This is a genomic window from Kordiimonas lipolytica (assembly GCF_042651265.1).
In the GTDB taxonomy this organism is placed as follows: Bacteria; Pseudomonadota; Alphaproteobacteria; order Sphingomonadales; family Kordiimonadaceae; genus Kordiimonas; species Kordiimonas lipolytica.
In genome coordinates, this window is the sequence record NZ_JBHSCR010000014.1 from 300,758 (window position 1) to 321,799 (window position 21,042).

Sequence of the window (21,042 nt, forward strand, 5' to 3'; positions counted from 1 at the left end):
CTTGACTTCTACGACTAATGTAGTAGAAAGCCACTGCTACATAGATAGCGAGAGAGCCCATAAGGGCCGAAATAAAAACGATAGCGAGTGAAAAATGAAAATATCCCAAAAGCTGGGCTGCTGCATTGCGGCCCTCAGTCTTTCCATTTCTGCGTCCGCCGATCAGGATGCTGCCCCGTACAATAGCAAGCTTGACGCCTTTCTGGCGGAGGCTGAGGCAAGCCCGCTGGCGCCGCCCAGCTACAGCTTGGCAATCGCAAATGGTGATAAACTGCTATACAGCCGACTGAAGGGGCCACGTATTCTTGGCCAGGATTCCCCGCTTGAGCTGGATTCCCCGCTTTATATTGCCTCTGTCACCAAAAGCTTTGTCGGTCTCCTGGCCGCCAGGCTGGACGCGGAAGGCGTGCTATCCCTTGATGCCACGCTTGCTGATGAATGGCCGAGCCTTGAGCTGCCCGCGCCCATCGATGCAGCGGGCATCACGATGCGCGACCTGCTGACCCACAATTTTGGATTTGAGAACGACCCGCTTGTGGTGCGCACTGCCTATGTGGGCGGCACGAGCCTTGCGGATTATGAGGCCATCCTTGAAGGCAGCAGCGTTTCCATAGAGCCGGGGTTTTCCTACGACAATCTTGGGTATCTGATCTATGCGGCGGTTCTGGAGCAAAAAACCGGTCGCAGTTGGCATGACTGGCTGGCAAGCGATATTTTCCAGCCGCTTGGTTTGGCAAGCGCCTCCACAAAGCCAAGTGAAATTTCATCAGATAAGATCGCGCTCGGGAACCACTATGATCCCAATGCCAAGGAGGGCTGGACACCGGCAAAAGCCAAAGCTGACGACCTGATGCATCCGGCAGGCGGCCTGTTTGTTTCCACCGGGGACGCAGTGCGCTGGCTTCAGGCCAATGTGACGCGCAAGGTGTTTGCGGACGCCATATATGAAGTCGCACAAACGCCGTATGTAAAACGTGAGAAGCCCAAGAAGTATGCCGACATGACGTGCACGGGATATGCGCTGGGCTGGCAAACCTGTGATTATGCTGGTCACCGTGTGCTCTACCACGGCGGGACCTATGACGGCATGATGATCTTTATGTTGTATCTGCCGGATGACGACCTTGTCGTCTCTTCCATCAACGGGGCACGTGCCTTCGGCTGGACATTTGGCTGGAACGCCGTGCAGCAGGGGCTTGATTATGCCCTTGGGCTTGAAGGCGCGGACGACAAGGCAATAGAACGCCTCGCGGGCCGGGTCGAAAGCCAGTTGGGGTATGCCAATTTTCGTGGCCGTATTCGCGAGCAGGCCCTCCGGGGCGCCACAATGGCAGGCGCTGCAAAGCTTCGGCAGGATCTGATCGGCCTCTATTCGTCTGATGCCTATGGTGAGGCCAGCTTGTGTGAGGCTGACGGTAAACTGACCTTCAAAATTGGCCGTTTCAGCGCGGAAGTCATCTCTGGGCCTGACGGTGTTGCCCGCATTATGGAGCGCGCGTACGGCGAACCAAGCAAGCTCAAGGTCGAGTATAGCGAAGCTGGCATGCCATCTTTTGAATGGGAAGGTGGTCAATTTGAGAAGCAGGCGGGCAAAGCTTGTGTTGGCGAGGTCGATCAATCGCGCTAAAGAATGGGCATGATTGATACATTCCCGCATATGCACCGGGCGCTTGACGAAGCCCGGAAGGCTGCCGACCGTGGTGAGGTTCCCATCGGTGCTGTCGTGGTGGGGCCGAACGGCCTCGTCCTCGCAGCCGCGGGCAATGATGTGGTGGGGGCCAAGGACCCCACCGGCCATGCGGAACTGATCGCGATCCGGCAGGCAGCGAAGCTTCTTGGGTCGGAACGGCTGGAGGGCTGCGATCTTTATGTCACGCTCGAGCCCTGCGCCATGTGCGCCCAGGCCATCGCCTTCGCGCGCATCCGCAGGCTTTATTATGGTGCTGACGATGAGAAGGGCGGCGGCATAACGGTGGGGGCGCGGATTTTCAGCCAGAAGACAACTCACCATAGGCCCGAGATTTATGGTGGAATTCTTGAGCGGGAAAGCGCTCAATTGCTTAGAGACTTTTTTAAAACAAGGCGTTAAACTCCTGTCATGGGAGAAGAACTCAAGGCACAGATTATCGCATTGTTGAGCGAAAGCTGGGTGTGGGCAAAGGCCAATGTGCTCGAGCCTGTCCGCCTCCTTGAGCTTGCCATCATAATTTTTTCGGTCCTGCTGTCGCGCTTTGCCTCGAGCCGCATCCATGGCGGATTGATGAAGGCCTTCGGCGAGCACAAATGGATGCTGAAGATCGAAGCCCGGCTACAGCCGATCCTGTCGACAGCGCTGGCGATCATGCTCTTGTGGACGGCGATCCTGGTCATGAGCCCTTGGGTGGCATCGCCCTATCTCCTGTCTATAGCGACAAGCCTGTTTTCTGCGTGGCTGGTGATCCGCCTGGCAGTCAGCCTGATTCAGAACCGGGAATTGGCGCGCCTGGTTGCTGGCATTGCCTGGTCTGTTGCGGCACTAAACATAGTTGGGCTTCTCAGCCCGATTGTGATTGTGCTGGACGATGCCCATCTGCCGCTCGGGGAAGCATCTATCAGCGTTCTCGATATCATCCAGGGCGTCTTCACCTTTGCGGTTGTCTTGTGGGTAGCTCTTGCACTGTCAGCACTGCTCGAGAAGCAGGTCAGGGGGCTATCCAGCGTGCCGCCCAGCGCACGCGTGCTGATGACCAAGTCAGGCAAGATCATCCTGGTATCTCTTGCTTTCCTGGTTTCCCTGAATGCCACGGGTATTGATCTGACGGCTCTAGCAGTCTTCGGTGGTGCGCTTGGTGTGGGTATCGGTTTCGGTCTGCAGAAGGTTGTAGGTAACTTTATCTCCGGCATCATCCTGTTGATGGATCGCTCCATCAAGCCTGGCGATGTGATTGAGACGCAAGGCACCTACGGCACCATCAACCGCCTTGCTGCGCGCTACACCAGTGTCATCACGCGTGACGGTACAGAATTCCTGATTCCGAATGAGGACATGATTACCCAGCCGGTGATCAACTGGTCGCATAGCCACCGTCTCGTGCGCCGCCGTGTGCCTGTGCAGGTATCCTATGACAGCGATATCAGGAAGGCGATGGACCTGATGGTGGAGGCCGCCGGCAGGGAACAGCGCGTTCTGAATAACCCGGCGCCCAGGACCTTGATCAAGGGGTTTGGCGCTGATGGCGTGGATCTTGAGCTACGGATGTGGATAGAGGACCCGCAGCATGGCGTTTCCAACATCGCCAGCGATGTGATGCTGCACATTTGGGACCTGTTCCACGAGAATGACATTGAATTTCCGTTCCCGCAACGTGTGGTACACTTGCGGCACGATGAAGGCCATACCGTTCACAAGGATGGCCTGGAGACTTTTGGGGATAAGCAAAAAAAGGGTGCTGAGTAACGACAGAAGGGGATAGATCATCCAACAGTTAGGGGAGGGACCGATGAATGTTGGAAAATTTATCCTGAATATAGTTGTTGCGTTTATTGCCTTTGGCATTCTCTACACAGTAGGGCCGATGATGTTTGCGGATGCCTTTGAAGCCAGCATGATGGCTTTGAAGCCACAAGAAGAAACAGTGGTACCAATAATGGGCTATCACCTTGTGCAGACAATCGCCTTCGTGTGGCTGTTCGGCAAGGCTGTCGGCAGTGCAGACCTGAAGGCTGGTGCCATGTTCGGGTTCATGGTGGGGCTTTACCTGCTGGCAACTGACAACATTTGGTACACCATGCTGAAGGATTTCCCGCAGGAGACACGCTTGCCGCTTGATATCATGCATCTGGTGTTTGGTGCCATTGTCGGCGCGCTGATGTCCTTCATGTGGGGCAAGGGCATGGGCTTTGGCGCAGGCGAGGCCGCTGCTGATTAGGTGCCCATGAAGGCCTTGTAGGCTTCAACCAACCGTTTGGCGACGGGGCCCGGGGTGCCGTCGCCAATCTTTTGCCCGTCAAGCGTGATGATCGGCATGGCGCAGCTGGTGCTGGATGTGAGGAACATCTCAGCGGCGCCCAGTGCTTCCTCCAGCGTGAAGGCGCGCTCTTCCACTTTCATCTGCAGGTCTTTGGCCACCTTCATCACGCTTGCCCGTGTAACGCCGGGCAGGATGTTGTCAGCCGTTGACCGTGTTACCAGCGTGCCGTCTTTCGTTACCATCCAGATATTGGTGCTGCTGCCCTCAGTCACATGGCCAGCCTGGTCATACATGACAGCCTCAAACGCGCCTGCCTCGCGCGCGGCCTGCTTGGCCAGGATATTCGGCAGAAGTGATGTGGATTTCACATCGCACCGGCCCCAGCGGATGTCCGGCTGACTTGATGCCGCGACGCCCTCTTTCAGCGCGCGCTCGGTAATCGCGTCGAAGTTCAGCCGTTTGGCTGTAACCACCATTGCGGGCCAGGGCGTCTGCGCTGGGAACGGATGGTCCCTTGGGGCAACGCCGCGTGTGATCTGGAGATAGAGGAATCCATCCTTGATGCGGTTCCGGCGCACTACTTCCTTAAGTACAAACCGCATGGGCCCACGGTCCATCGGGGCCATCATCTGAAGTTCTCCCAGCGATCGCCATAGCCGGTCGAGGTGAGGCTCGAGGTCGATCAATTTACCATGCCTGATGGATACGCCCTCATAAACACCGTCGGCAAACTGGTAGCCGCGGTCGTCAATATGAACATAGGCTTCCGACATGGGCACATAGGCACCATTTACATAGGCAATGCGGGACATGGGGGTTACTCCTGACCGGGCTCTAGGATCTCTTGTTCGCCTTCATCTTCAAGCGGCTTGATGGCGAGAATGAGAATAACCGCAGGGAAAATTATGGCAACCACGGTGATGGTCAGTGCCATCAGTCCCTTGAGGATAAAGGGGGCGACTATGGCTGTGCCAAGTGCCGCGATCCCGGTGGTCGCCAGGATGATGATGGCAGAGGCGCGCTCATCATCGCCGTGGCTGGCCGAAAGCGCCCGCACGAACCCTGCGCCGCCGCGGATGCCAAGGCCTGTATTCAATACCCAGAAGAGCGTGGCCAGGTCTGTCGGATCGTTTTTGCCTGTAACGGCATAGACAGCCAGAAGCAGTGTCCCCAGAAGGGACAGCCAGGTTCCGGCTGTGATGATGGCTTCAACGCCCCAGCGTTTGACAAAATTACCTGCAAGGTTTGCCGACAGGATGAAGCAGCTGACGCCGATGAACTGCATCAGGATAAAGTCGTCGATCGTGCCGTCCATTGTCTGGATGATTACTGCGGGCGCGGAGAAGACGAACGTCAGCAGGCCGCCTAGGATCAGCGCATGGCTCAGGCCATAGCGCAGGAATGTAGGGTTCGAGATTACTTTCATATAGCTTGAGGGGGCGTCGCCTATCTTGCGGCCGATATGCGGCAATAGGGAGGGGATGACAAAGACGATCAGGCAGATAATCAGGCACAAGACGCCTGTCAGATTGAACGACATCTGCCAGCCGTAAGCCTTGTGCATCCAGGCGCCGGCGATGGGGGCGAGGCCGGGCACCAGGGCTTCGATACTGCCCATAGCGCTGATGGCGCGCACAGCACCCAGTTCGGAAAACAGGCCCCGGATCAGGCCGGGAGCCAATACGGCTGAACCACTGGCCGCCGCCCCCTGCAGCAGCCTGAGCGCGTTAAGTGTCCAGATATCGGTAGCGAAACTTGCGGCCAATGAGACAAGAGCAAAAGCCGCAAGGGATGCGATAAACAGGCGTCTGCGCCCAAAATAGCTGGCAAGGGTGCCAAACAACAGAAGCCCAACCGTCGAACCTGCAACATAGGCTGCCAACACAAGCTGCGCATTTGCCTGGGTAGTGCCGAATATTTCCGGCATGAAAGGCACCGACGGCAGCACCAGATCAATCCCCGCGAGCCCCATCACTGTGCCTGCGACAATTGTCAGGAAGGCAAGGATTGCCCTTGTAGGCGGGTGCTTTTTATCTTTGGTGTGGCTTGTCATGCCCTTCTCCATCGCGCAATTTTCAGCGTCGTTGAATCGGGCTTATATCAGCATTTAAAATATAAAGAAATCTTTATATTATGATGTCCGAGCTGAGTGTTTGAGTGGCGTTGGCTGCACATAGCCGTTCCGTACAATGCAGTCCTGGAACTGATGCACCAGTTCCACGATGGTCTCTGGTGCTTCAATCTGCGGGAAATGACCAATGCCCGGTAGGCGCACAACTTTCATGCCGATCTCGCGCTCGATACCGTCCGCGGCGTGCGCACCGGACACAGGGTCAGCCAAGCCGTTGATCAGCATCATCGGCGCGATGGTTTGTTTGAGAGCGCCAACCCAGCGGTCAGCGTGCTCCTGCCGTTCATGCATGTAGCGGATGCGGCGGGCAAAAGCGCCGCGACCATTCACGCCGAGCATGGCGGGCCAGAATTCTTCCAGCATCTTGCCGCTTGGCCGGGTGTTGGGGCCAAAGACATCTGCAAAACCAGTAAGGAATTTCTTCTTGGATGCAGAGCGCGCGATCAGCGGCCCGGCCTTGCCGGCAAGCAGCGTCTGGACGGTGCGGGGACGGTGCAGGTGCGGCAGCATGCCACCATTCAGGAACAGTACGCTCTTGATCCGGAAGGAGAGCTTGCCCTCGTTTTGGCGCGCCAGCAGTTCCTGCGTTACGGTGTCGCCCACGTCGTGCGCTAGGATATGTGCTTCATTCACTTCCCTGTGCGCCATCAAGGCTTCAAGCATATCTGCCTGGTCCATGATGGTGCAGGTCTTCTTGCGGCTGTTGAGCGACCGGCCATAATCCATCAGGTCCGGTACGATCATATGGAAATCCTTGATCAGGTCTTTGGAAACCCAGGCCCAATCCCAACTGCAGGTGGGGAAACCATGCAGGGTCAACAGCACCTCGCCGCTACCGCCACGCTGGTAGTAGATATGGTGATCCTGCCACTCGAAATATTTGCCGCACTTGCCCCATTTTTCGAGCGTCATTGGCGCTTGTTGCATGTTTCCATCCAGCTTAGTTTCTTTTTCGCTGGCGGGGACATACCCTCTAACGGCGCCTTTTTCCACCCTTGGGCTTGGTCTTGCGGTAAAAATCGGCGGGTTTTCCCTTCAGCCACTCTATGAACAGGCTGATTTCCTCCGATTGCCGCAGAGCCTCAATGGTTGAGAAGCGTTTTGCCAGCTCTTTCTCGTTAAATAGGGCGTGAATCTTGCGGTGGCAAATCGGATGTAGCGGAATGGTTTCCCGGCCGCCCTGACTTTTCGGGATTAGGTGATGCATTTCAACGGCTTGGCCGAGCGGGCGATCACATAACGGACATGTGTTTTTCTCTTCCATCGCTCTATATGTATACCGTGTGAGAGAATTATAAAGTCCGGACGGGGGTCTCCCGGTTGCGCACTGGGAAGTCTGGATGTCAGTTGCCGCGTCGACTATGATGCGCGCAAGCAAATCAATTACAGGGGACAGGGATGATCAAAAATATCGTCAATCGTTTGGTTAGTCGGAGTGTCGGGGCCAGTGTCGCGGTAGTGCTCATGGCGACAGGCGCTTTCGCCGAACCGCTGGACTATTTCCTCATTGAAGGCACCGACTATGACCAGACTGTGGCCAAGCCAGCAGAAGTGTTTGGTCATGACATCGGTGACCAGCCAATCCGGCATGACCTGATGGTGGCCTATATTCGCGAGCTCGCGTCCGCCAGTCCGCGCATGGTGGTGGAAACCATTGGCTATAGCCATGAGCGTCGGCCGATCCTTTTCATCACCGTCTCCAGCCCGGAAAACCTCGCGCGTCTCGAAGAAATTCGCCAGAATCATCTGTTGCGCAGCAACCCTGAAACCGCATCGCAGGCCTCTGATGACCTGCCGGTCGTTACCTGGCTGAACTACGGTGTGCATGGCGCTGAATCCAGCGGTATGGATGCGGCGGTCCCGGCGCTTTATCATCTTGCGTCGGCTCGCGGCGACAAAATCAACGATACGCTTGAGAACAGCGTGATCCTGATTACCGCGATTTTCAACCCGGACGGTCACGCCCGCCGTGGTGCCTGGGTAACGCAGTATGGCTCTGACGTAAGAGCCACCGACCCGGAACACGAGGTGCATAAACAGATCTGGCCGGGTGGGCGCACCAACCACTATTGGTTTGACCTCAACCGCCAGTGGCTGTTGCAGACCCAGCCTGAAAGCCGCGCGTGGCTGACCCAGTGGCACAAGTGGAAGCCGCAGGTGTCGGCTGACTTCCACGAGATGGGCCCCAACAGTACCTATTATTTCCACCCAGGTGTGCCGACGCGGAAATACCCGCTGATCCCTACCAGGGGGCGGGAACTTCTTGTTGAGCTCGCGGACTATCACCAGCAAACGCTTGACCGCGAAAAGTCGCTCTATTTTTCCGAAGAGGGCTTCGACAACTATTATATCGGCAAGGGGTCGACCTACCCGCAGGTCAACGGCTCTCTCGGTGTTCTCTTTGAAGCCGGTGCCCAGATGGGTATTGCGCGCGAAAGCGACCAGGGCATCAAGACCTACGCCAACAACATCCGCAACCATCTTCTGACCAGTCTGTCGACTATTGAGGGTGCGGCTGCTATGCGGGCCAGCCTGCATGCATATCAGCGCGAGTTCTATGAGACCGCGATGGAAGCGGCCAAGCATGATGATGTAAGTGGTTATGTGTTTCAGGCGCCGGAAGACCCTGTTCGCCTGCACAAATTTATCGAGCTTTTGGGTCGCCATGACGTGAAAGCCTACGCGCTGAATGGTAGCTTGAGGGCAGATGGCCGTATTTTTGGCGAAGGAGCTTTTGTTGTGCCGATGAACCAGCGGCAATACCGCATGGCAAAAGCGCTCTTTAACCGCATCACGGAGTTTCCAGACAAGGTCTTCTATGACGTGTCGGGCTGGACGCTCCCGCTCGCCTACGGCCTTGATTATGCCGAATTGAAAGGCAGCCTGCGTGGCAAAATCGGCGATGAGGCACCTGATGCATACAAGGTGGCGGCCGAGCCGCAGGAAGCGCCTTACGCCTATGTGTTCCGTTGGTCTGACTATTACGCGCCGCGCGCTGTGTCGCGGCTTCTTGAAGCGGGCGTTATGGCGCGTGTTTCCAAGGAACCTATCCGCGTTCAGACAACCAGTGGCGTTATTTCGTTCGATCGGGGCGCCATCATTGTGCAGCGTGACTTGCAAACCGTTCCTGCCAACGACATTCATGCGCTGATGAAAGAGATCGCGGCTGATAACGATCTGATCATTCACGCCGCGACATCGGGCCATACGCTGGATGCCGGCGCAGACCTTGGCGGCCGCAATTCTGTGACTGACCTCAAGCCCATCAAGCCGCTTCTGGTAGTGGGCGGCAAGATGTCCCCCTATGACGCGGGCGAGGTATGGCACCTTCTGGATCACCGGATGAATATGCCGGTCACGCTTGTGCGCCAGGACCGCCTCAAAAGTATCGACATGCGCCGTTATACGCACCTCATTCTTGTTGGCGGTCGCGGCGACGTGTTGCCCAAAGATATGGCGGATGACCTCAAGGCGTGGGTGAAGGGCGGAGGCACAATTATAGCCTCCCGCCAGGGGGCTGACTGGGCCGCCAAATATATCACCGGAAACGGCAAGAAGGACGAGAAGGATGAGAACAAGGATGATGCAGTGCCTGCGCGCCTCGCCTACGCTGACAAAGGCCAGAAGGATGCAGAGCATGTCATTGGTGGCGCTCTTTTTGAGAGTGACCTGGACATAACGCACCCGATGGGCTTTGGTCTTGTGCGCCGCATGATGGCGTCCAACAAGAACACCGCCACTAAGCTTCCCGTGCCGAAAGACCCATACGCTCAGGTCGCCGTTTATACGGAGAGCCCGCTGTTGTCTGGCTATGCGTCTGAGCGGCGGATTTCAGAACTGAAGGGCACGCCGATGATGACGGCTGAGCGCATGGGGGAAGGGGCGATTATTCTGTTTGCAGACAACCCCAATTTCCGGGCCACCTATCTGGGTACGGAAAAGCTGTTCCTGAATGCGCTCTTCTTCTCGACAGCCTTTGACCGGTCATACGCTGACGAGGCAGATGAACAGGCCGTTGAAGAATAGTCACCAGCTATCAGTCTGGACCTTTCAAAAGCCGCGGTTCGCCGCGGCTTTTTTTGTGTGATCCATGCGGGCATTTCGCGACGTATGACGGGTAAGAAGGTTGAAAAATATCGCGGCCGAACGGCTGCCAACAAGACAGCGCGAGGTAGTTATGCTGAAATGCTTTCAGGCCGCATTGGTGGGGATTGTGGCGATCTTTTTGTCTGCCCCAGGTCAGGCTCAGGGCGGGCCTCCGAAATGGTCGGTGGGTGCAATAGGCATCTATGGAACTTCACCGTTCGCGGCGGAGGACGGCGAGTTTAACGCGTTCCCCTATATCTCTTATAACGGGGACCGGTTCTTCATTCAGGGGCTGCAAATGGGATATCATCTGCTGAAGCCCGCAGACGACGTGCCTCTTGCGTTCTCAATCGACCTCGTCGGTGCGGCACGGATGTTGCCCGGTTCCAGCCGTAACAAGGTGACAGCAGACGCCGGTGTTCGTTTCGGCCTTGAGGGTACTTTCGGTAAGCTGACAGTCTCGGGGCTTCATGACGCTACAGGGACGTCAGGCGGCATGGAGCTGCAGGCTGCCTATAGCTATACCTTCCGCTCCGACAAGCTCGATGTCACGCCTAGGGTTGGCGTCAGTTGGCAGGACCAGGACCTGACGAATTACCTTTGGGGCACGACGCCGGAGCAGCAGGCCAGAATGATTGAAAAAGAAAAGGCGGTTATCCTGCCGGTTTTCCAGCCGAACACCAAGGCTCTCAACCTGGAGGCTGGCGTTATGGCCATTTATAAGCTCAGTGGCAGCGTAAGCCTGATCAGCCTTGTCAATGCCATCTATCTGGACAAAGACATCCGCGTCAGCCCAGCCATTGACAAAGACTATCAGCTTTCTGTGGCGCTCGGGCTGTCCTACAGTTTTTAGGTGTCAGGCGTTGGATTCTTCCGGCAGCTTGCCAAATGGTAGTTTGCTGGGCAGGGAAGGTCGTTCGATGGGATTGTTTGAAACGCCGTAAACATCCAATGGTTCGATCTGCATGCTTGCGGCACTCTCATCAAAGAGGCGAGCCTCTTCCTCTGTATCAAACTCGAAAACAATACCAAGGCAAGTATGTGATTTGGCTCCGGGGTCAAGCCAAACATCAATGGTATTACTAGCCCTGTCGGCTAGGTTGGATGGATTGACAGTCTGCAGCCGGACGCGAGCAACATAGACCCCAGTGTCTTTGTTTCGGAACGTGGCCGAAACGAACCGCCGGTATGGCGTGTATTCGCTTGTGCCAAAGGCGCAGGCACTGAATTCGTCATGGACACGGATGTCGGAAAATTCGACCTGGGCAGCTTGTGAAACTGCATAGCCATTGGTGCAGTGGCCCTTGATCTGGCGGTCGCTGCGCCCTTGTGCGAGTTGCAAGCCCGCCTTGCGGCATGCCTGCCATCCGGTCAGTGTGCCTTCCATGCCGTCAGGGGTATAGAATCGGTTTGGGGTTTGCGCTTCGGGGAGCGCAAGCGGCATCAAGGCTTCGGCAATGCTGACGCCAATAATCAGCGTCAAAATGAAAAGTCCCTGAAGAATGGCTTTGGTCATGGCTCGACTCCCCTTTTTGTCGGGCTTCAGAGTGATGCCAAAATGTAAAAAAAGGTTGAATGTTGGCTCGATATTTCAACTTTTACGATGAAGGGCTTTACGCAGTGAAAACGCGGTCACGTCCCAGGCGCTTGGCTTCATACATGGCGGCGTCGGCGCGCTCGGCGAAGGATTTTGCGCCTTCGTCTGTCGCCAGTGTGACCACGCCCAGAGACATAGTGACGGACAGCTCTGTGGTCCCGTCAACCGTCACGGTCAATTCATGCATGACTTCCCGGAGTCGTTCGGCCAGTTGGGTGGCCTGCTCGAGCGATGTGTGCGGCAGGAGGACGGCAAACTCTTCCCCGCCGACCCTGGCCAAAAGCTCGTTCCGGCGCAGCACGCCTGAAACGCATTCTGCAACGGCCAAAAGCACCATATCGCCCGCGCCGTGGCCATAGGTATCATTGACCCGTTTAAAATGATCCAGGTCGAAAAACACCAGCGAAAGCGGCGTGCCCTGGCGGCGGGCATCAATGATTTCTGCATCAAGGCGATCGCGGAAGTGCCTCAGGTTATAGAGGCCCGTAAGCGTATCCCGGAGCGACCTTTGTTGCATCAGGCTTTCCTGTTTGCCGACATAGGACCCAAAAACAGCGAAGACAAGCATGGTGCCGAAGAGCATATAAAGATAGAGAGGCAGGTTTTCGGAAATGTCGGTTCGCAGGTTGATGCCGCGCAGCAGCTGAATGCAGGCCCAACCAAGGGGTGCGCCGCTGCCCATGATCATGCCTTGAAGCGTGCGCCATATGATCAGGCGGCGTGCTGTGCGGTTGGATAGTACCTGCCTGTAATGCATGGGCCCCTCATTTCCCCTTGCCCCCGTTGATGTTTTTTAGCGCGGTCCGGTTGTGATACCAACCTTTAGTTTCCTGTTCGAAGCGGCACAGCGATTACCCCAGGCATGGTCAGGTGGCTCTGCATGTCACCGTCCCTTATCATATCCTTGATAGCCTTTGTCAGGGCGGGGATCTTGTCTGCGTGGCGGGGCTGTAGCAGGTGATAGAAGGGTTCTGTGGCCCAACGGGTGCTGGTCAGTTTGTCTGCGTCTTCGCCAAAGGCAGCTATGACGTTGGGTTCATGGGCACTGCTGGTGGCGTAAACCTGGATGCGGCCATGCTCCAGAAGGGCTTTCACCTGGCTGCCACCAGTGATGGCGAAGGGCTTGCCACCCATGAGCGGAATATGGGTTTCAATCCAGCGGAATCCCGCCCGGTAGCCCACGGTAAGCCCCTTGAGGTCTGCGGGATTACCAGAAAAGCCACTTTTCTTCAGCCAGATCAGGCGCGCCTCAAGGCCAAAAATGGCCTGCTGTACAATCTGCTGCTCAAGCCCGCGTGTGGTTATATATTCCGATGGCCGAAACCAGTCGCCGTCCAGCTCACCGTTTGCCATCAGTTGCTCGATCCGCTTTGGCGACATGGCGATGGAGTTGGCGCACAGGCCGGCGCGGCTATAAAGGTCGGTCATGAGCTTTTCGAAAGCTGCATAATGGGCGCCGAGTGTCTCATCGGCACCCAATTTCAGGCAGAGTGGGCTGCTTGGAGAAGGCGTGGATTTTTCAGGTTGGGCAAATGCTGCACCCCCAAACACCAAACCGGCAAGCAGGCAATGCAGCATCTGTTTCATGGGCTTACTCCTCGATTGGCGCAGCCTGGTTCCCTGTCTCTGAACGGATCCAGTCGATAAAGTCCTGAACGCGTTCATTCTTCAGCTTATCTTCCGGGCAGACGATATAGTGCGCGAAATTGATCGGCACTGCCTCGCCAAACGGCTTAACCAGCCTTCCGGCCTTCAGGTCTTCCTCGGCAATGGCTGACCGTGCGAGCAGAACGCCGCGACCGGCAACAGCAGCCTCAATCGCTAAGGCGTGGTTGTTGAAGTGCAGCGCAGGCATGCCCTCTGGCACTTCAACGCCTGCAGCCTTCATCCACATGGCCCAGGTGGGGACGCTGTCGTCTTCGGCTGTGCTGTCATCATGGATCAGTGTGTGCTTTAAAATGGCGCATGGGCTTGATGCATCGGGTTGGCCCTCAAGCAGTTCCGGTGCGCAAACAGGGAAGACCGTTTCCCGAAGGATTTCCTCCTGGTAAAGGCCAGTATAGTTTCCAAGCCCATAGCGGATCGCGATATCAACATCCTCGGCCTTGAAGTCCGTGATTTGCATGGTGGCTGAGATTTTCACAATCGCATCCGGGCGACGCTCATAATAGCTTGCAAGCCTTGGCACCAGCCATTTGCTGGCGAAGGAGGGCGACACGCTGACCTTCAGTACATTAGAGGTTTTCGATTCCGTCAGGATATCGACGGCTTCTTCCATACGCTCGAAGCCTTCCTTGAGGGGCGCGAGCGACAGTTGCGCGGCCTCTGTAAGGACAAGCGAGCGGTTGGTGCGGCGGAATAGTTCCACACCCAGGAAGTCCTCCAGCGAGCGAATCTGCTGGCTGATCGCCGCTGGCGTTACCGAAAGGTCATCGGCGGCGAGCTTAAAGCTCATATGACGGGCAGCAGCATCGAAGGCACGTAAAGCATTCAGGGGTAACAGGGAGCGTTTCATAAACAAACCTGCGTTAGAAAAACTAATTCACTACATCATAGGCACTTGATGCGCGAGCGCAAAGATTTTCTTGATGAACTGGCGATTTTTTTGACCGAAAAATGGACTTTTCGGTCAGGTTAGCCCTTTGAAAGAATACGGCTATTCTCAGCCAAGCTTAAGTGAATGCCGCATTCGGTCTTGGTCTGACCGCGCCAGCGACCAGCCCGTTCGTCCTCGCCGTCCGATACTCGGTCGGTGCAGGGCATGCAGCCGATCGATGCGAAGCCTTCGGCTACCAGGGGGTGGTCTGGCAGGCTCACACGCTCTTTATAATCAAGCACGTCATCCTTGGTCCAGAAGGCCAGCGGGTTCACCTTTACCCGGCCATCGGATGCCTCAAAATGCGGCAGCAGGCTGCGGACGCCGCCCTGATAGCGCTTGCGGCCAGAGCCCCAACCCTCAAAACCCTCAAGAACACGGGCCATTGGTGCCACCTTACGGATATAGCAGCATTTGTTCGGGTTCTGGTTCCAGAGTGCGCCCTTTGGGTCGTCGCGTTGCACGTCATTGACGTCAGGCGAGATGGAGCGCACGTCCGTCAGGCCTAAAAGGTCGATCAACTGGTCGCGGTAGCGCTTGGTTTCGCCAAACAGCTTGCCGGTATCCAAGAACAGCACGGGGATGTCCTTTGATACTTGCGACGCGATGTGCAGGAGCACGGCCGATTCCGCCCCAAAGGAAGACACCAGAGCGAACCGGCGGCCGAAGTATTTGAGCGCCCCGTCGATTACTTCTTCCGGCTCTACGTTGGCGTAGCGCGCGTCGAGGTAATCCACAGCGGTGAGCGGATCAAAAAAGTCAGCTGTCTTCAGGGCGGGGGCGGCGGTCACGATGCTTTCCTCTCCTGATCTTTGCCGTGGCGGGCATGCGCCAGCGACACCTGACCGGTATAGTCGGTCTGGTAGAAGGCATCGAAACGCTTGAGCGCTGCCTTGAACGAGGCTTCGCGGGTGTCAGCCACTTCGACAGTGTCGAAGCCTGCGCGCAGAAGGAACAGCGCTTGATCGGGGATCACGGGGCCTGTGGCGCGGATTTCGCCCTTGAAGCCCAGGTCTTTCCGAAGCCGTACGGCCAGTGAAAAGCCGCGGCCATCACCAAATGCCGGGAAGTCGATCACGACAAAGGCGAGCTTGTTCATCAGTGGTGCAAGGTCTGTGTAATTGGTGTCCGTTGCCAGCACGGCACCCACGGGGCCCGCGACCTTGAAGAAGTCGTCACCTTCATCCTTGAGGCGCGAAAGCGGCACGGCAACAGCCGCTGCTTCGTATGGCGTCTGGTCTTCAGCGAGGACCGCAAAGTCCCCTGCTTGAATACCTGTCAGATTAACGAGTGCCATAAACAGCCTCCTTGAATACGTCTGGGCCCACTCGGCGGTATGTCGCCAGGAATTCTTCGCCCTCATTGCGTTCGCCAAGGTAAACGGCGACTACTTTTTCAACGGCATCGATGATGCCAATCTCGTCAAAGCCGGGGCCGAGGATCGCGGCTTTGGATGCGTCTTCCGCGCCCGAGCCACCGAGCAGAAGTTGGTAGTTTTCCTCGCCCTTGCGGTCGACACCCAGGATGCCGATGTGGCCGGCGTGGTGGTGCCCGCAAGAATTGATGCAGCCGGAAATCTTGATCTTCAGCGGGCCGATGTCCTGCAGGCGCTTGAAGTCGTCAAAGCGCTTGCCCAGTTCCTGCGCCAGCGGGATCGACCGGGCATTCGCAAGCGAGCAATAGTCCAGCCCCGGGCAGGCGATCATGTCGGTCAGCAGCCCGGCGTTTGGAATGCCCAGGCCAGCTTCGTCTAGGTCCGTCCAGATGGCGGGCAGGTCCTTTTTCGCCACATGGGGCAGGATCAGGTTCTGCTCGTGGCTGATCCGAAGCTCGCCTTGGCTATATTCGTCAGCCAGTGCTGCAACCAGGTCCATCTGCTCGGCTGTAGCGTCACCCGGGATGCCACCGTGCGGTTTCAGGCTGATCGTCACATTCACATGGCCGGGCACTTTGTGCTGATTGGTGTTGTTCTTGAGCCAGGCGTCAAAAAGGAAGTTCTTGCTTGCTAACTCGTCCACGGCAGGAACATTATCTGACAGCACCTGCAGCGGTGGAGGCGCGAAGAAGGCCTTGATGCGCGCGGCTTCCTCAGCCGGGAAGTCGATCGGCAGGTCTTTGATCTTCTGCCATTCTTCTTCCGTCTGACGGGCATACTCGTCTGCGCCTAGCGCATCCACGAGAATTTTGATCCGCGCCTTGTATTTATTGTCGCGGCGGCCCTGTTCGTTATAAACGCGCAGGATGGCTTCAAGGTAACTCAGCAGGTCGGCTTCCGGGAGGAAGTCGCGGATGGTTTTCGCAATCACCGGCGTCCGGCCCATGCCGCCGCCGACAAGCACTTCAAAGCCGATCTCGCCCGCGTCATTCTTTTTCACCACAAGGCCAATGTCATGCCATTTCACCGCTGCGCGGTCGATGTCCGCACCCGTGATGGCGATCTTGAACTTGCGCGGCAGGAACGAAAATTCCGGGTGGAAGCTGGACCACTGGCGGATCAGTTCGGCATAGGGGCGTGGGTCGGCGACCTCATCGGCGGTCGCGCCTGCGAACTGGTCGGTCGTCACGTTCCGGATACAGTTGCCGGACGTCTGGATAGCGTGCATTTCCACGTCTGCCAGTTCCTGCAGGATATCCGGCGTGTCCGACAGTTTCGGCCAGTTATATTGGATATTCTGGCGCGTGGTGAAATGGCCATAGCCTTTGTCATACTTGCGCGCGATGTGTGCCAGTGTGCGCATCTGGTCGGCGGAAAGCGTGCCGTATGGCACGGCCACACGCAGCATGTAGGCATGCAGTTGAAGGTAAAGGCCGTTCATTAGGCGGAGTGGCCGAAACTCTTCTTCCGTCAGTTCGCCGCGCACGCGGCGCTCAACCTGGTCGCGGAATTCCGCGACGCGGGAGTTCACAAGGGCATGATCATATTTATCGTAAGCATACATGTCTGATCGTCCTTAAAGGTCGGTTTGTTCCCATGTCGGCGAAACCTGGTATCCCAGATCCGGGCGCACACTTGGGCCCTGTGCCTGCATGGCGAATTTGATATGCGCGGGGTAGGGTTTGCCGCCCTTTTCCGTGGCGTCGATCACCTCAATCGACAGCACGTAGTTCTCGTCTGCGGATTTTTGCGCCAGGGCCTCAAGTGCCTCAACACCCGCTTCATCTGCGGCGACAGCAGCTTCGCCCGCAATGGCAGACCATGTGCCGTCGGCTTTCATGAACACCACGCGGCCGTCCAGAAGGCGGTTCGCGACAATCATTTGTGGCCCTTTGATTTTTCTAGCCATCTCAATACTCCATATCCTCAAGCTGTCGCGACCAGGCGATCAGTTTCTTTTGCGGCCCAGGCAAGGTCGGCAGCGGTCGAGACCACATCACCGATCAGTAGAAGCGCAGGGCTCTTCACATTGTTCTTGGCAACCACTTCAGGCAGCGTCGCGAGCGTGCCGTAGAAGCGGCGTTCGTTGGCGCGGGTGCCGTTTTCAACCACGGCCACTGGCGTTGACGCCTTCACGCCTTCACCGATTAGGCCGGCGGAAATCTTTGGAGCGCCTTTGACACCCATATAAACCGCAAGCGTCTGGCCGTCGCCCGCCAGGCGCGCCCAATCCTTGTAGGCGCCATCCTTCAGGTGGCCTGTGACAAGCGTGATGGAGCTTGCGTGCGCGCGGTCCGTTAACGGGATTTGCGTGGTGGCGGCAATGCCCTGAAAGGCGCTGATGCCGGGCACGACTTCCACATGAATGTCGTGGGCGCGGAGAGCGTCGAGTTCTTCACCTGCGCGGGCGAACAACAGGGGATCGCCACCCTTCAGGCGTACAACACGGCGGCCCTTGAGGGCTTCTTCCACGATTACGCGGTTGATGCCGTCCTGGCCGATACCGTGGTCGCCTTCGCGCTTGCCAACAAAGATCAGGTCTGCGTCGCGGCGGGCGAGGGCCAGCACGTCGCGGCTCACTAGCCGGTCGTAGACAATCACGTCTGCTTGTTGGAGTGCACGGTGCGCCTTGATGGTCAGAAGGTCCGGGTCACCTGGGCCTGCGCCCACAAGCTGTACCTGGCCGGTGGTGGCACCCACACGGTGGCTTTTAGCGGCCTCTAGAACCAGGCGCTCCACCTCATGCTGGTCAAGGTCGGCATAGGTGCCGGCGTTGTCATAGAGGCGATCATAAAATAGTCTGCGGCGGGTTCCGTCAGGGATGATGGTCTTGACGCGAGCCCGGACAGCGCCCGCCGCAGCAGCAAGCACGCCAAGAGAAGGGGGCAGGAGTTTCTCAAGGCTGCTACGAAGGCGGCGCACAAACACTGGTGCGTCACCCCCGGAAGAGAAGGCCACCTGCAGCGGCCCGCGGGCAAATTGAGCAGGTGTCGTGAAATTCGATTTGGCTGGCTTGTCGATCACATTGACCGGCAGGTTGCGGGTGTTGGCGAGCCGAAGGATGCGTTCCTCGGTGATCTCGTCATCGGCGCCGATATAGACAAGCGTCTTGCCCTTCAGGTCATCTTCTGCAAACGGGCGGTCGTGGACCAGAAGGTCCCGGCCTGTGTCTTCAGGCAGCAGCCCGGCTTCCCGAAGCGCGTCTGTGGCGCCTGGCGCAATCACGCTGATGCGGGCTTGTGTTGGCGTGAACAGGCCCACCTTCGCCATGGCAGCCGATGTGGCGCCAACGATCAGGATGTGATGCTTTTCAGCGGTCAAAAAAACAGGGATGCTCGACATAGCCCTATACTCCTCGCGTCAATCCTGCACGCTTCAGCTTCAATTCCTGCCAGGGGCCGAAGGGTGCTTCTTCAGTGGTTCCATACATAGGCGTGGCTGCCCAGCGAAACAAACGAGAAGAATTTAGGGGTATCAGTAGAAAATTTATACTCAATAAATAGTGATATCACCTATTAATAAAAATAATATTCTAAAATAACTGATTTTTTAAAATGGTGAATTTGAGAAAAGCTGCTCGCTAGAATGGATGGCGACGGAATGGCGCTGGAATGAAATGCCAGTGTGAACATAATTTTAGCGTGAATAATCCAAAGTCATGCTTGTGAAGGGTTCTGAGTAGAAATATTTTCTTCGTCGATTCTTGCGAAAAGATAAAAAGCACGCCGAAGGCAGGATTCAAACAACGAAGTTCCCGATTGGCAGGGGAGCGGAAATCTGGCAGCTTTCCCTATGGGGAAAAGGGGAGAATAATTATGGGGACCACGCAAACCGGTCGCAGTTTCTATGTGGGTATGGGTGTCGCCCTGATCCTGCTGTCCTTTCTGGGCTTTGGCCCTTTCATGTATGAACGGTTCGCCACTGGCGGCGAGATGAGCCCGATGCTGGCGATGCACGGTGTCTTGTTCTTCGGTTGGCTTGTTCTTTACACCTATCAGGCCTCGCTGGTCCGTGCGCGAAACCTCAGGAAACATATGGTGCTTGGCAAGGCCAGTATTGCTCTCGCTATTGCTATGGCGGTGGTTTCGGTTGTTGTGACGGGGGAGGTGTTCGCCCGCGGCGAAAGCAGCGCAACGCCGTTTTCGCCCGAGCAGTTCGTCATGCTGCCGCTGATGGATATTACGCTCTTTGTCGTCTATTACAGCTTGGCTGTTTTAAACCGGAAAGTGCCTGAGACCCACAAGCGCCTGATGCTGCTTGTCGGCATCATGATGATGGACCCGGCGACAGGCAGGCTTGGCCTGACGCTTGGGTTTGCGCCAATCGGTCTTTTGTTCCACTTCGGGCTTATCGCTGCCTTGTGCGTCTATGACCAGAGGACACTTGGGCGCGTGCATAAGGTGTCATTGATCGCTGGGCTCGTGCTTGCGGCGCGGTATGTGGCCTTTTTCGCCATTGGCCCGACCGAGGCCTGGGCCAGCTTTGCGCGAATGCTTCTGGGCTAGGCAATCTAGCTGTTTCCTCCGCCGCCCTCTCTCGTGTAAGAAGGGCTTTAGGCAGGGGAGTATTGTATGCAGATCAACGAAGCCGGTTGGCAAAAGGCGCTCGGCGACGAATTCGGCAAAGACTATATGCAGGCGCTGGAGGCGTTCCTCGCGTCCGAAAAGGCTGCGGGCAAAACCATTTATCCTTTGGAAGAAAACATCTTTCATGCGCTTGAGGTCACGCCGCTTGACGATGTCAAAGTGGTGATCATCGGGCAGGACCCTTACCACGGCCCGGGGCAGGCACACGGGCTTTCCTTTTCGGTCCAGCCTGGTGTGGATGTGCCGCCGAGCCTCAGGAATATGTATAAGGAACTTGAGGAAGACCTGGGTGTCACGCACCCGGGCCACGGCTATTTGGAAGGTTGGGCCAAACAGGGTGTGCTTCTTTTGAATGCCGTCCTGACGGTGGAGGCCGCGAAGGCTGGCGCACATCAAAACAAGGGCTGGGAAAAGTTCACGGACCGGGTGATTGATGAGCTCAACAGTCATCACGACGGACTCGTGTTCATCCTGTGGGGTGGATATGCACAGAAAAAGGGTGGCGGGATCGACAAGGATCGGCACATGGTGCTTGAGGGCCCGCACCCGTCACCGCTCAGCGCCTATCGCGGTTTCTTCGGCTGCGGGCATTTCTCCAAGGCCAACGACTATCTGAAGGCGAAGGGCAAAACACCGATCAACTGGCAGCTTGACCCGATCACCACGCCTGGAGAGCAGCTGGGCTTGCTATAAGGAACTACGAGGGACCGCGGCATTGTGT

Annotated in this window: 21 protein-coding genes; 8 read left to right on the forward strand and 13 right to left on the reverse strand. The window is 56.8% G+C overall.

Going from position 1 to position 21,042, the window contains the following annotated elements; genetic code table 11:
• Positions 1-94 precede the first annotated feature (94 nt).
• From ACFO5Q_RS14010 to ACFO5Q_RS14025, 4 genes are read left to right on the forward strand one after another with little or no spacing between them, the layout of a single operon-like run.
• Positions 95-1,627 carry a serine hydrolase domain-containing protein gene (locus ACFO5Q_RS14010; protein WP_068143668.1) on the forward strand — a complete coding sequence of 511 codons (1,533 nt, stop codon included), beginning with the start codon at positions 95-97 and terminating at the stop codon, positions 1,625-1,627.
• Between the two features lie 9 nt (positions 1,628-1,636).
• Positions 1,637-2,089, forward strand: coding sequence for a nucleoside deaminase (locus ACFO5Q_RS14015; RefSeq protein ID WP_082719693.1), 453 nt, complete (start codon positions 1,637-1,639; stop codon positions 2,087-2,089).
• A gap of 9 nt (positions 2,090-2,098) precedes the next feature.
• On the forward strand, positions 2,099-3,436 hold the full coding sequence (locus ACFO5Q_RS14020) for a mechanosensitive ion channel family protein (protein ID WP_068143670.1): 1,338 nt from the start codon (positions 2,099-2,101) through the stop codon (positions 3,434-3,436).
• A gap of 43 nt (positions 3,437-3,479) precedes the next feature.
• Entirely contained in the window at positions 3,480-3,908 is a 429-nt protein-coding gene (locus tag ACFO5Q_RS14025; protein WP_068143672.1) for a hypothetical protein, read from the forward strand.
• Here ACFO5Q_RS14025 and ACFO5Q_RS14030 read toward each other — a convergent pair.
• The 4 genes from ACFO5Q_RS14030 to ACFO5Q_RS14045 all read right to left on the reverse strand — a co-directional run bounded on the left by ACFO5Q_RS14030 (position 3,905) and on the right by ACFO5Q_RS14045 (position 7,345).
• Positions 3,905-4,762: a D-amino-acid transaminase gene (locus ACFO5Q_RS14030; protein WP_068143675.1), complete on the reverse strand. Its 858-nt coding sequence runs from the start codon at positions 4,760-4,762 to the stop codon at positions 3,905-3,907. The two genes, ACFO5Q_RS14025 and ACFO5Q_RS14030, sit on opposite strands and share 4 nt — an antisense overlap.
• A 5-nt stretch (positions 4,763-4,767) precedes the next feature.
• Positions 4,768-6,003 carry an MFS transporter gene (locus ACFO5Q_RS14035; protein ID WP_197420917.1) on the reverse strand — a complete coding sequence of 412 codons (1,236 nt, stop codon included), beginning with the start codon at positions 6,001-6,003 and terminating at the stop codon, positions 4,768-4,770.
• 78 nt (positions 6,004-6,081) lie between these two features.
• On the reverse strand, positions 6,082-7,008 hold the full coding sequence (locus tag ACFO5Q_RS14040; protein ID WP_082719656.1) for an alpha/beta fold hydrolase: 927 nt from the start codon (positions 7,006-7,008) through the stop codon (positions 6,082-6,084).
• Positions 7,009-7,054: 46 nt separating this feature from the next.
• Positions 7,055-7,345: an HNH endonuclease gene (locus tag ACFO5Q_RS14045; protein WP_068143684.1), complete on the reverse strand. Its 291-nt coding sequence runs from the start codon at positions 7,343-7,345 to the stop codon at positions 7,055-7,057.
• Between the two features lie 134 nt (positions 7,346-7,479).
• On the opposite strand from ACFO5Q_RS14045, the gene ACFO5Q_RS14050 reads away from it, so the two are divergent.
• Positions 7,480-10,107 carry a M14 family zinc carboxypeptidase gene (locus ACFO5Q_RS14050; RefSeq protein ID WP_231727059.1) on the forward strand — a complete coding sequence of 876 codons (2,628 nt, stop codon included), beginning with the start codon at positions 7,480-7,482 and terminating at the stop codon, positions 10,105-10,107.
• Between the two features lie 151 nt (positions 10,108-10,258).
• Positions 10,259-11,020, forward strand: a complete 762-nt coding sequence (locus tag ACFO5Q_RS14055) for a MipA/OmpV family protein (RefSeq protein ID WP_156431852.1) — start codon at positions 10,259-10,261, stop codon at positions 11,018-11,020.
• A gap of 3 nt (positions 11,021-11,023) precedes the next feature.
• Here the strand turns inward: ACFO5Q_RS14055 and ACFO5Q_RS14060 are convergent, their stop codons facing one another.
• The 9 genes from ACFO5Q_RS14060 to cysG all read right to left on the reverse strand — a co-directional run bounded on the left by ACFO5Q_RS14060 (position 11,024) and on the right by cysG (position 19,077).
• Entirely contained in the window at positions 11,024-11,683 is a 660-nt protein-coding gene (locus tag ACFO5Q_RS14060) for a hypothetical protein (protein ID WP_068143689.1), read from the reverse strand.
• A 97-nt stretch (positions 11,684-11,780) separates the two neighbouring features.
• Positions 11,781-12,521 (reverse strand): GGDEF domain-containing protein, encoded by a 741-nt coding sequence (locus ACFO5Q_RS14065; RefSeq protein WP_068143690.1) that lies wholly within the window; start codon positions 12,519-12,521, stop codon positions 11,781-11,783.
• Positions 12,522-12,586: 65 nt separating this feature from the next.
• Positions 12,587-13,351 carry a substrate-binding domain-containing protein gene (locus ACFO5Q_RS14070; RefSeq protein WP_068143691.1) on the reverse strand — a complete coding sequence of 255 codons (765 nt, stop codon included), beginning with the start codon at positions 13,349-13,351 and terminating at the stop codon, positions 12,587-12,589.
• Between the two features lie 4 nt (positions 13,352-13,355).
• Positions 13,356-14,279, reverse strand: a complete 924-nt coding sequence (gene gcvA / locus ACFO5Q_RS14075) for a transcriptional regulator GcvA (protein ID WP_068143693.1) — start codon at positions 14,277-14,279, stop codon at positions 13,356-13,358.
• 119 nt (positions 14,280-14,398) lie between these two features.
• Positions 14,399-15,151, reverse strand: coding sequence for a phosphoadenylyl-sulfate reductase (locus ACFO5Q_RS14080; protein WP_068143695.1), 753 nt, complete (start codon positions 15,149-15,151; stop codon positions 14,399-14,401).
• Complete coding sequence (locus ACFO5Q_RS14085) at positions 15,148-15,657, reverse strand: DUF934 domain-containing protein (RefSeq protein WP_068143697.1); 510 nt, start codon at positions 15,655-15,657, stop codon at positions 15,148-15,150. Before ACFO5Q_RS14085 ends, ACFO5Q_RS14080 begins: the two co-directional genes overlap by 4 nt.
• Complete coding sequence (locus ACFO5Q_RS14090) at positions 15,644-17,299, reverse strand: nitrite/sulfite reductase (protein ID WP_068143699.1); 1,656 nt, start codon at positions 17,297-17,299, stop codon at positions 15,644-15,646. Before ACFO5Q_RS14090 ends, ACFO5Q_RS14085 begins: the two co-directional genes overlap by 14 nt.
• Before the next feature lie 12 nt (positions 17,300-17,311).
• Positions 17,312-17,644 (reverse strand): DUF2849 domain-containing protein, encoded by a 333-nt coding sequence (locus ACFO5Q_RS14095; RefSeq protein WP_082719658.1) that lies wholly within the window; start codon positions 17,642-17,644, stop codon positions 17,312-17,314.
• Between the two features lie 17 nt (positions 17,645-17,661).
• Positions 17,662-19,077, reverse strand: a complete 1,416-nt coding sequence (cysG, locus tag ACFO5Q_RS14100; protein WP_068143704.1) for a siroheme synthase CysG — start codon at positions 19,075-19,077, stop codon at positions 17,662-17,664.
• Between the two features lie 473 nt (positions 19,078-19,550).
• Between cysG and ACFO5Q_RS14105 the strand changes: the two genes are divergently transcribed.
• Together ACFO5Q_RS14105 and ung are read left to right on the forward strand one after the other, a co-directional pair.
• Positions 19,551-20,240 (forward strand): hypothetical protein, encoded by a 690-nt coding sequence (locus ACFO5Q_RS14105; protein ID WP_068143706.1) that lies wholly within the window; start codon positions 19,551-19,553, stop codon positions 20,238-20,240.
• A 66-nt stretch (positions 20,241-20,306) separates the two neighbouring features.
• Positions 20,307-21,014, forward strand: a complete 708-nt coding sequence (gene ung, locus ACFO5Q_RS14110; protein WP_068143708.1) for a uracil-DNA glycosylase — start codon at positions 20,307-20,309, stop codon at positions 21,012-21,014.
• The last annotated feature ends 28 nt before the right edge of the window (positions 21,015-21,042 follow it).

Bases quoted from the DNA above. Each gene is read 5' to 3' on its own strand.
- ACFO5Q_RS14010 (WP_068143668.1), top strand. From the start codon at position 95: ATGAAAATATCCCAAAAGCTGGGCTGCTGCATTGCGGCCCTCAGTCTT.
- ACFO5Q_RS14015 (WP_082719693.1), top strand. From the start codon at position 1,637: ATGATTGATACATTCCCGCATATGCACCGGGCGCTTGACGAAGCCCGG.
- ACFO5Q_RS14020 (WP_068143670.1), top strand. From the start codon at position 2,099: ATGGGAGAAGAACTCAAGGCACAGATTATCGCATTGTTGAGCGAAAGC.
- ACFO5Q_RS14025 (WP_068143672.1), top strand. From the start codon at position 3,480: ATGAATGTTGGAAAATTTATCCTGAATATAGTTGTTGCGTTTATTGCC.
- ACFO5Q_RS14030 (WP_068143675.1), bottom strand. From the start codon at position 4,762: ATGTCCCGCATTGCCTATGTAAATGGTGCCTATGTGCCCATGTCGGAA.
- ACFO5Q_RS14035 (WP_197420917.1), bottom strand. From the start codon at position 6,003: ATGACAAGCCACACCAAAGATAAAAAGCACCCGCCTACAAGGGCAATC.
- ACFO5Q_RS14040 (WP_082719656.1), bottom strand. From the start codon at position 7,008: ATGCAACAAGCGCCAATGACGCTCGAAAAATGGGGCAAGTGCGGCAAA.
- ACFO5Q_RS14045 (WP_068143684.1), bottom strand. From the start codon at position 7,345: ATGGAAGAGAAAAACACATGTCCGTTATGTGATCGCCCGCTCGGCCAA.
- ACFO5Q_RS14050 (WP_231727059.1), top strand. From the start codon at position 7,480: ATGATCAAAAATATCGTCAATCGTTTGGTTAGTCGGAGTGTCGGGGCC.
- ACFO5Q_RS14055 (WP_156431852.1), top strand. From the start codon at position 10,259: ATGCTGAAATGCTTTCAGGCCGCATTGGTGGGGATTGTGGCGATCTTT.
- ACFO5Q_RS14060 (WP_068143689.1), bottom strand. From the start codon at position 11,683: ATGACCAAAGCCATTCTTCAGGGACTTTTCATTTTGACGCTGATTATT.
- ACFO5Q_RS14065 (WP_068143690.1), bottom strand. From the start codon at position 12,521: ATGCATTACAGGCAGGTACTATCCAACCGCACAGCACGCCGCCTGATC.
- ACFO5Q_RS14070 (WP_068143691.1), bottom strand. From the start codon at position 13,351: ATGAAACAGATGCTGCATTGCCTGCTTGCCGGTTTGGTGTTTGGGGGT.
- gcvA (WP_068143693.1), bottom strand. From the start codon at position 14,279: ATGAAACGCTCCCTGTTACCCCTGAATGCTTTACGTGCCTTCGATGCT.
- ACFO5Q_RS14085 (WP_068143697.1), bottom strand. From the start codon at position 15,657: ATGGCACTCGTTAATCTGACAGGTATTCAAGCAGGGGACTTTGCGGTC.
- ACFO5Q_RS14090 (WP_068143699.1), bottom strand. From the start codon at position 17,299: ATGTATGCTTACGATAAATATGATCATGCCCTTGTGAACTCCCGCGTC.
- ACFO5Q_RS14095 (WP_082719658.1), bottom strand. From the start codon at position 17,644: ATGGCTAGAAAAATCAAAGGGCCACAAATGATTGTCGCGAACCGCCTT.
- cysG (WP_068143704.1), bottom strand. From the start codon at position 19,077: ATGTCGAGCATCCCTGTTTTTTTGACCGCTGAAAAGCATCACATCCTG.
- ACFO5Q_RS14105 (WP_068143706.1), top strand. From the start codon at position 19,551: ATGGGGACCACGCAAACCGGTCGCAGTTTCTATGTGGGTATGGGTGTC.
- ung (WP_068143708.1), top strand. From the start codon at position 20,307: ATGCAGATCAACGAAGCCGGTTGGCAAAAGGCGCTCGGCGACGAATTC.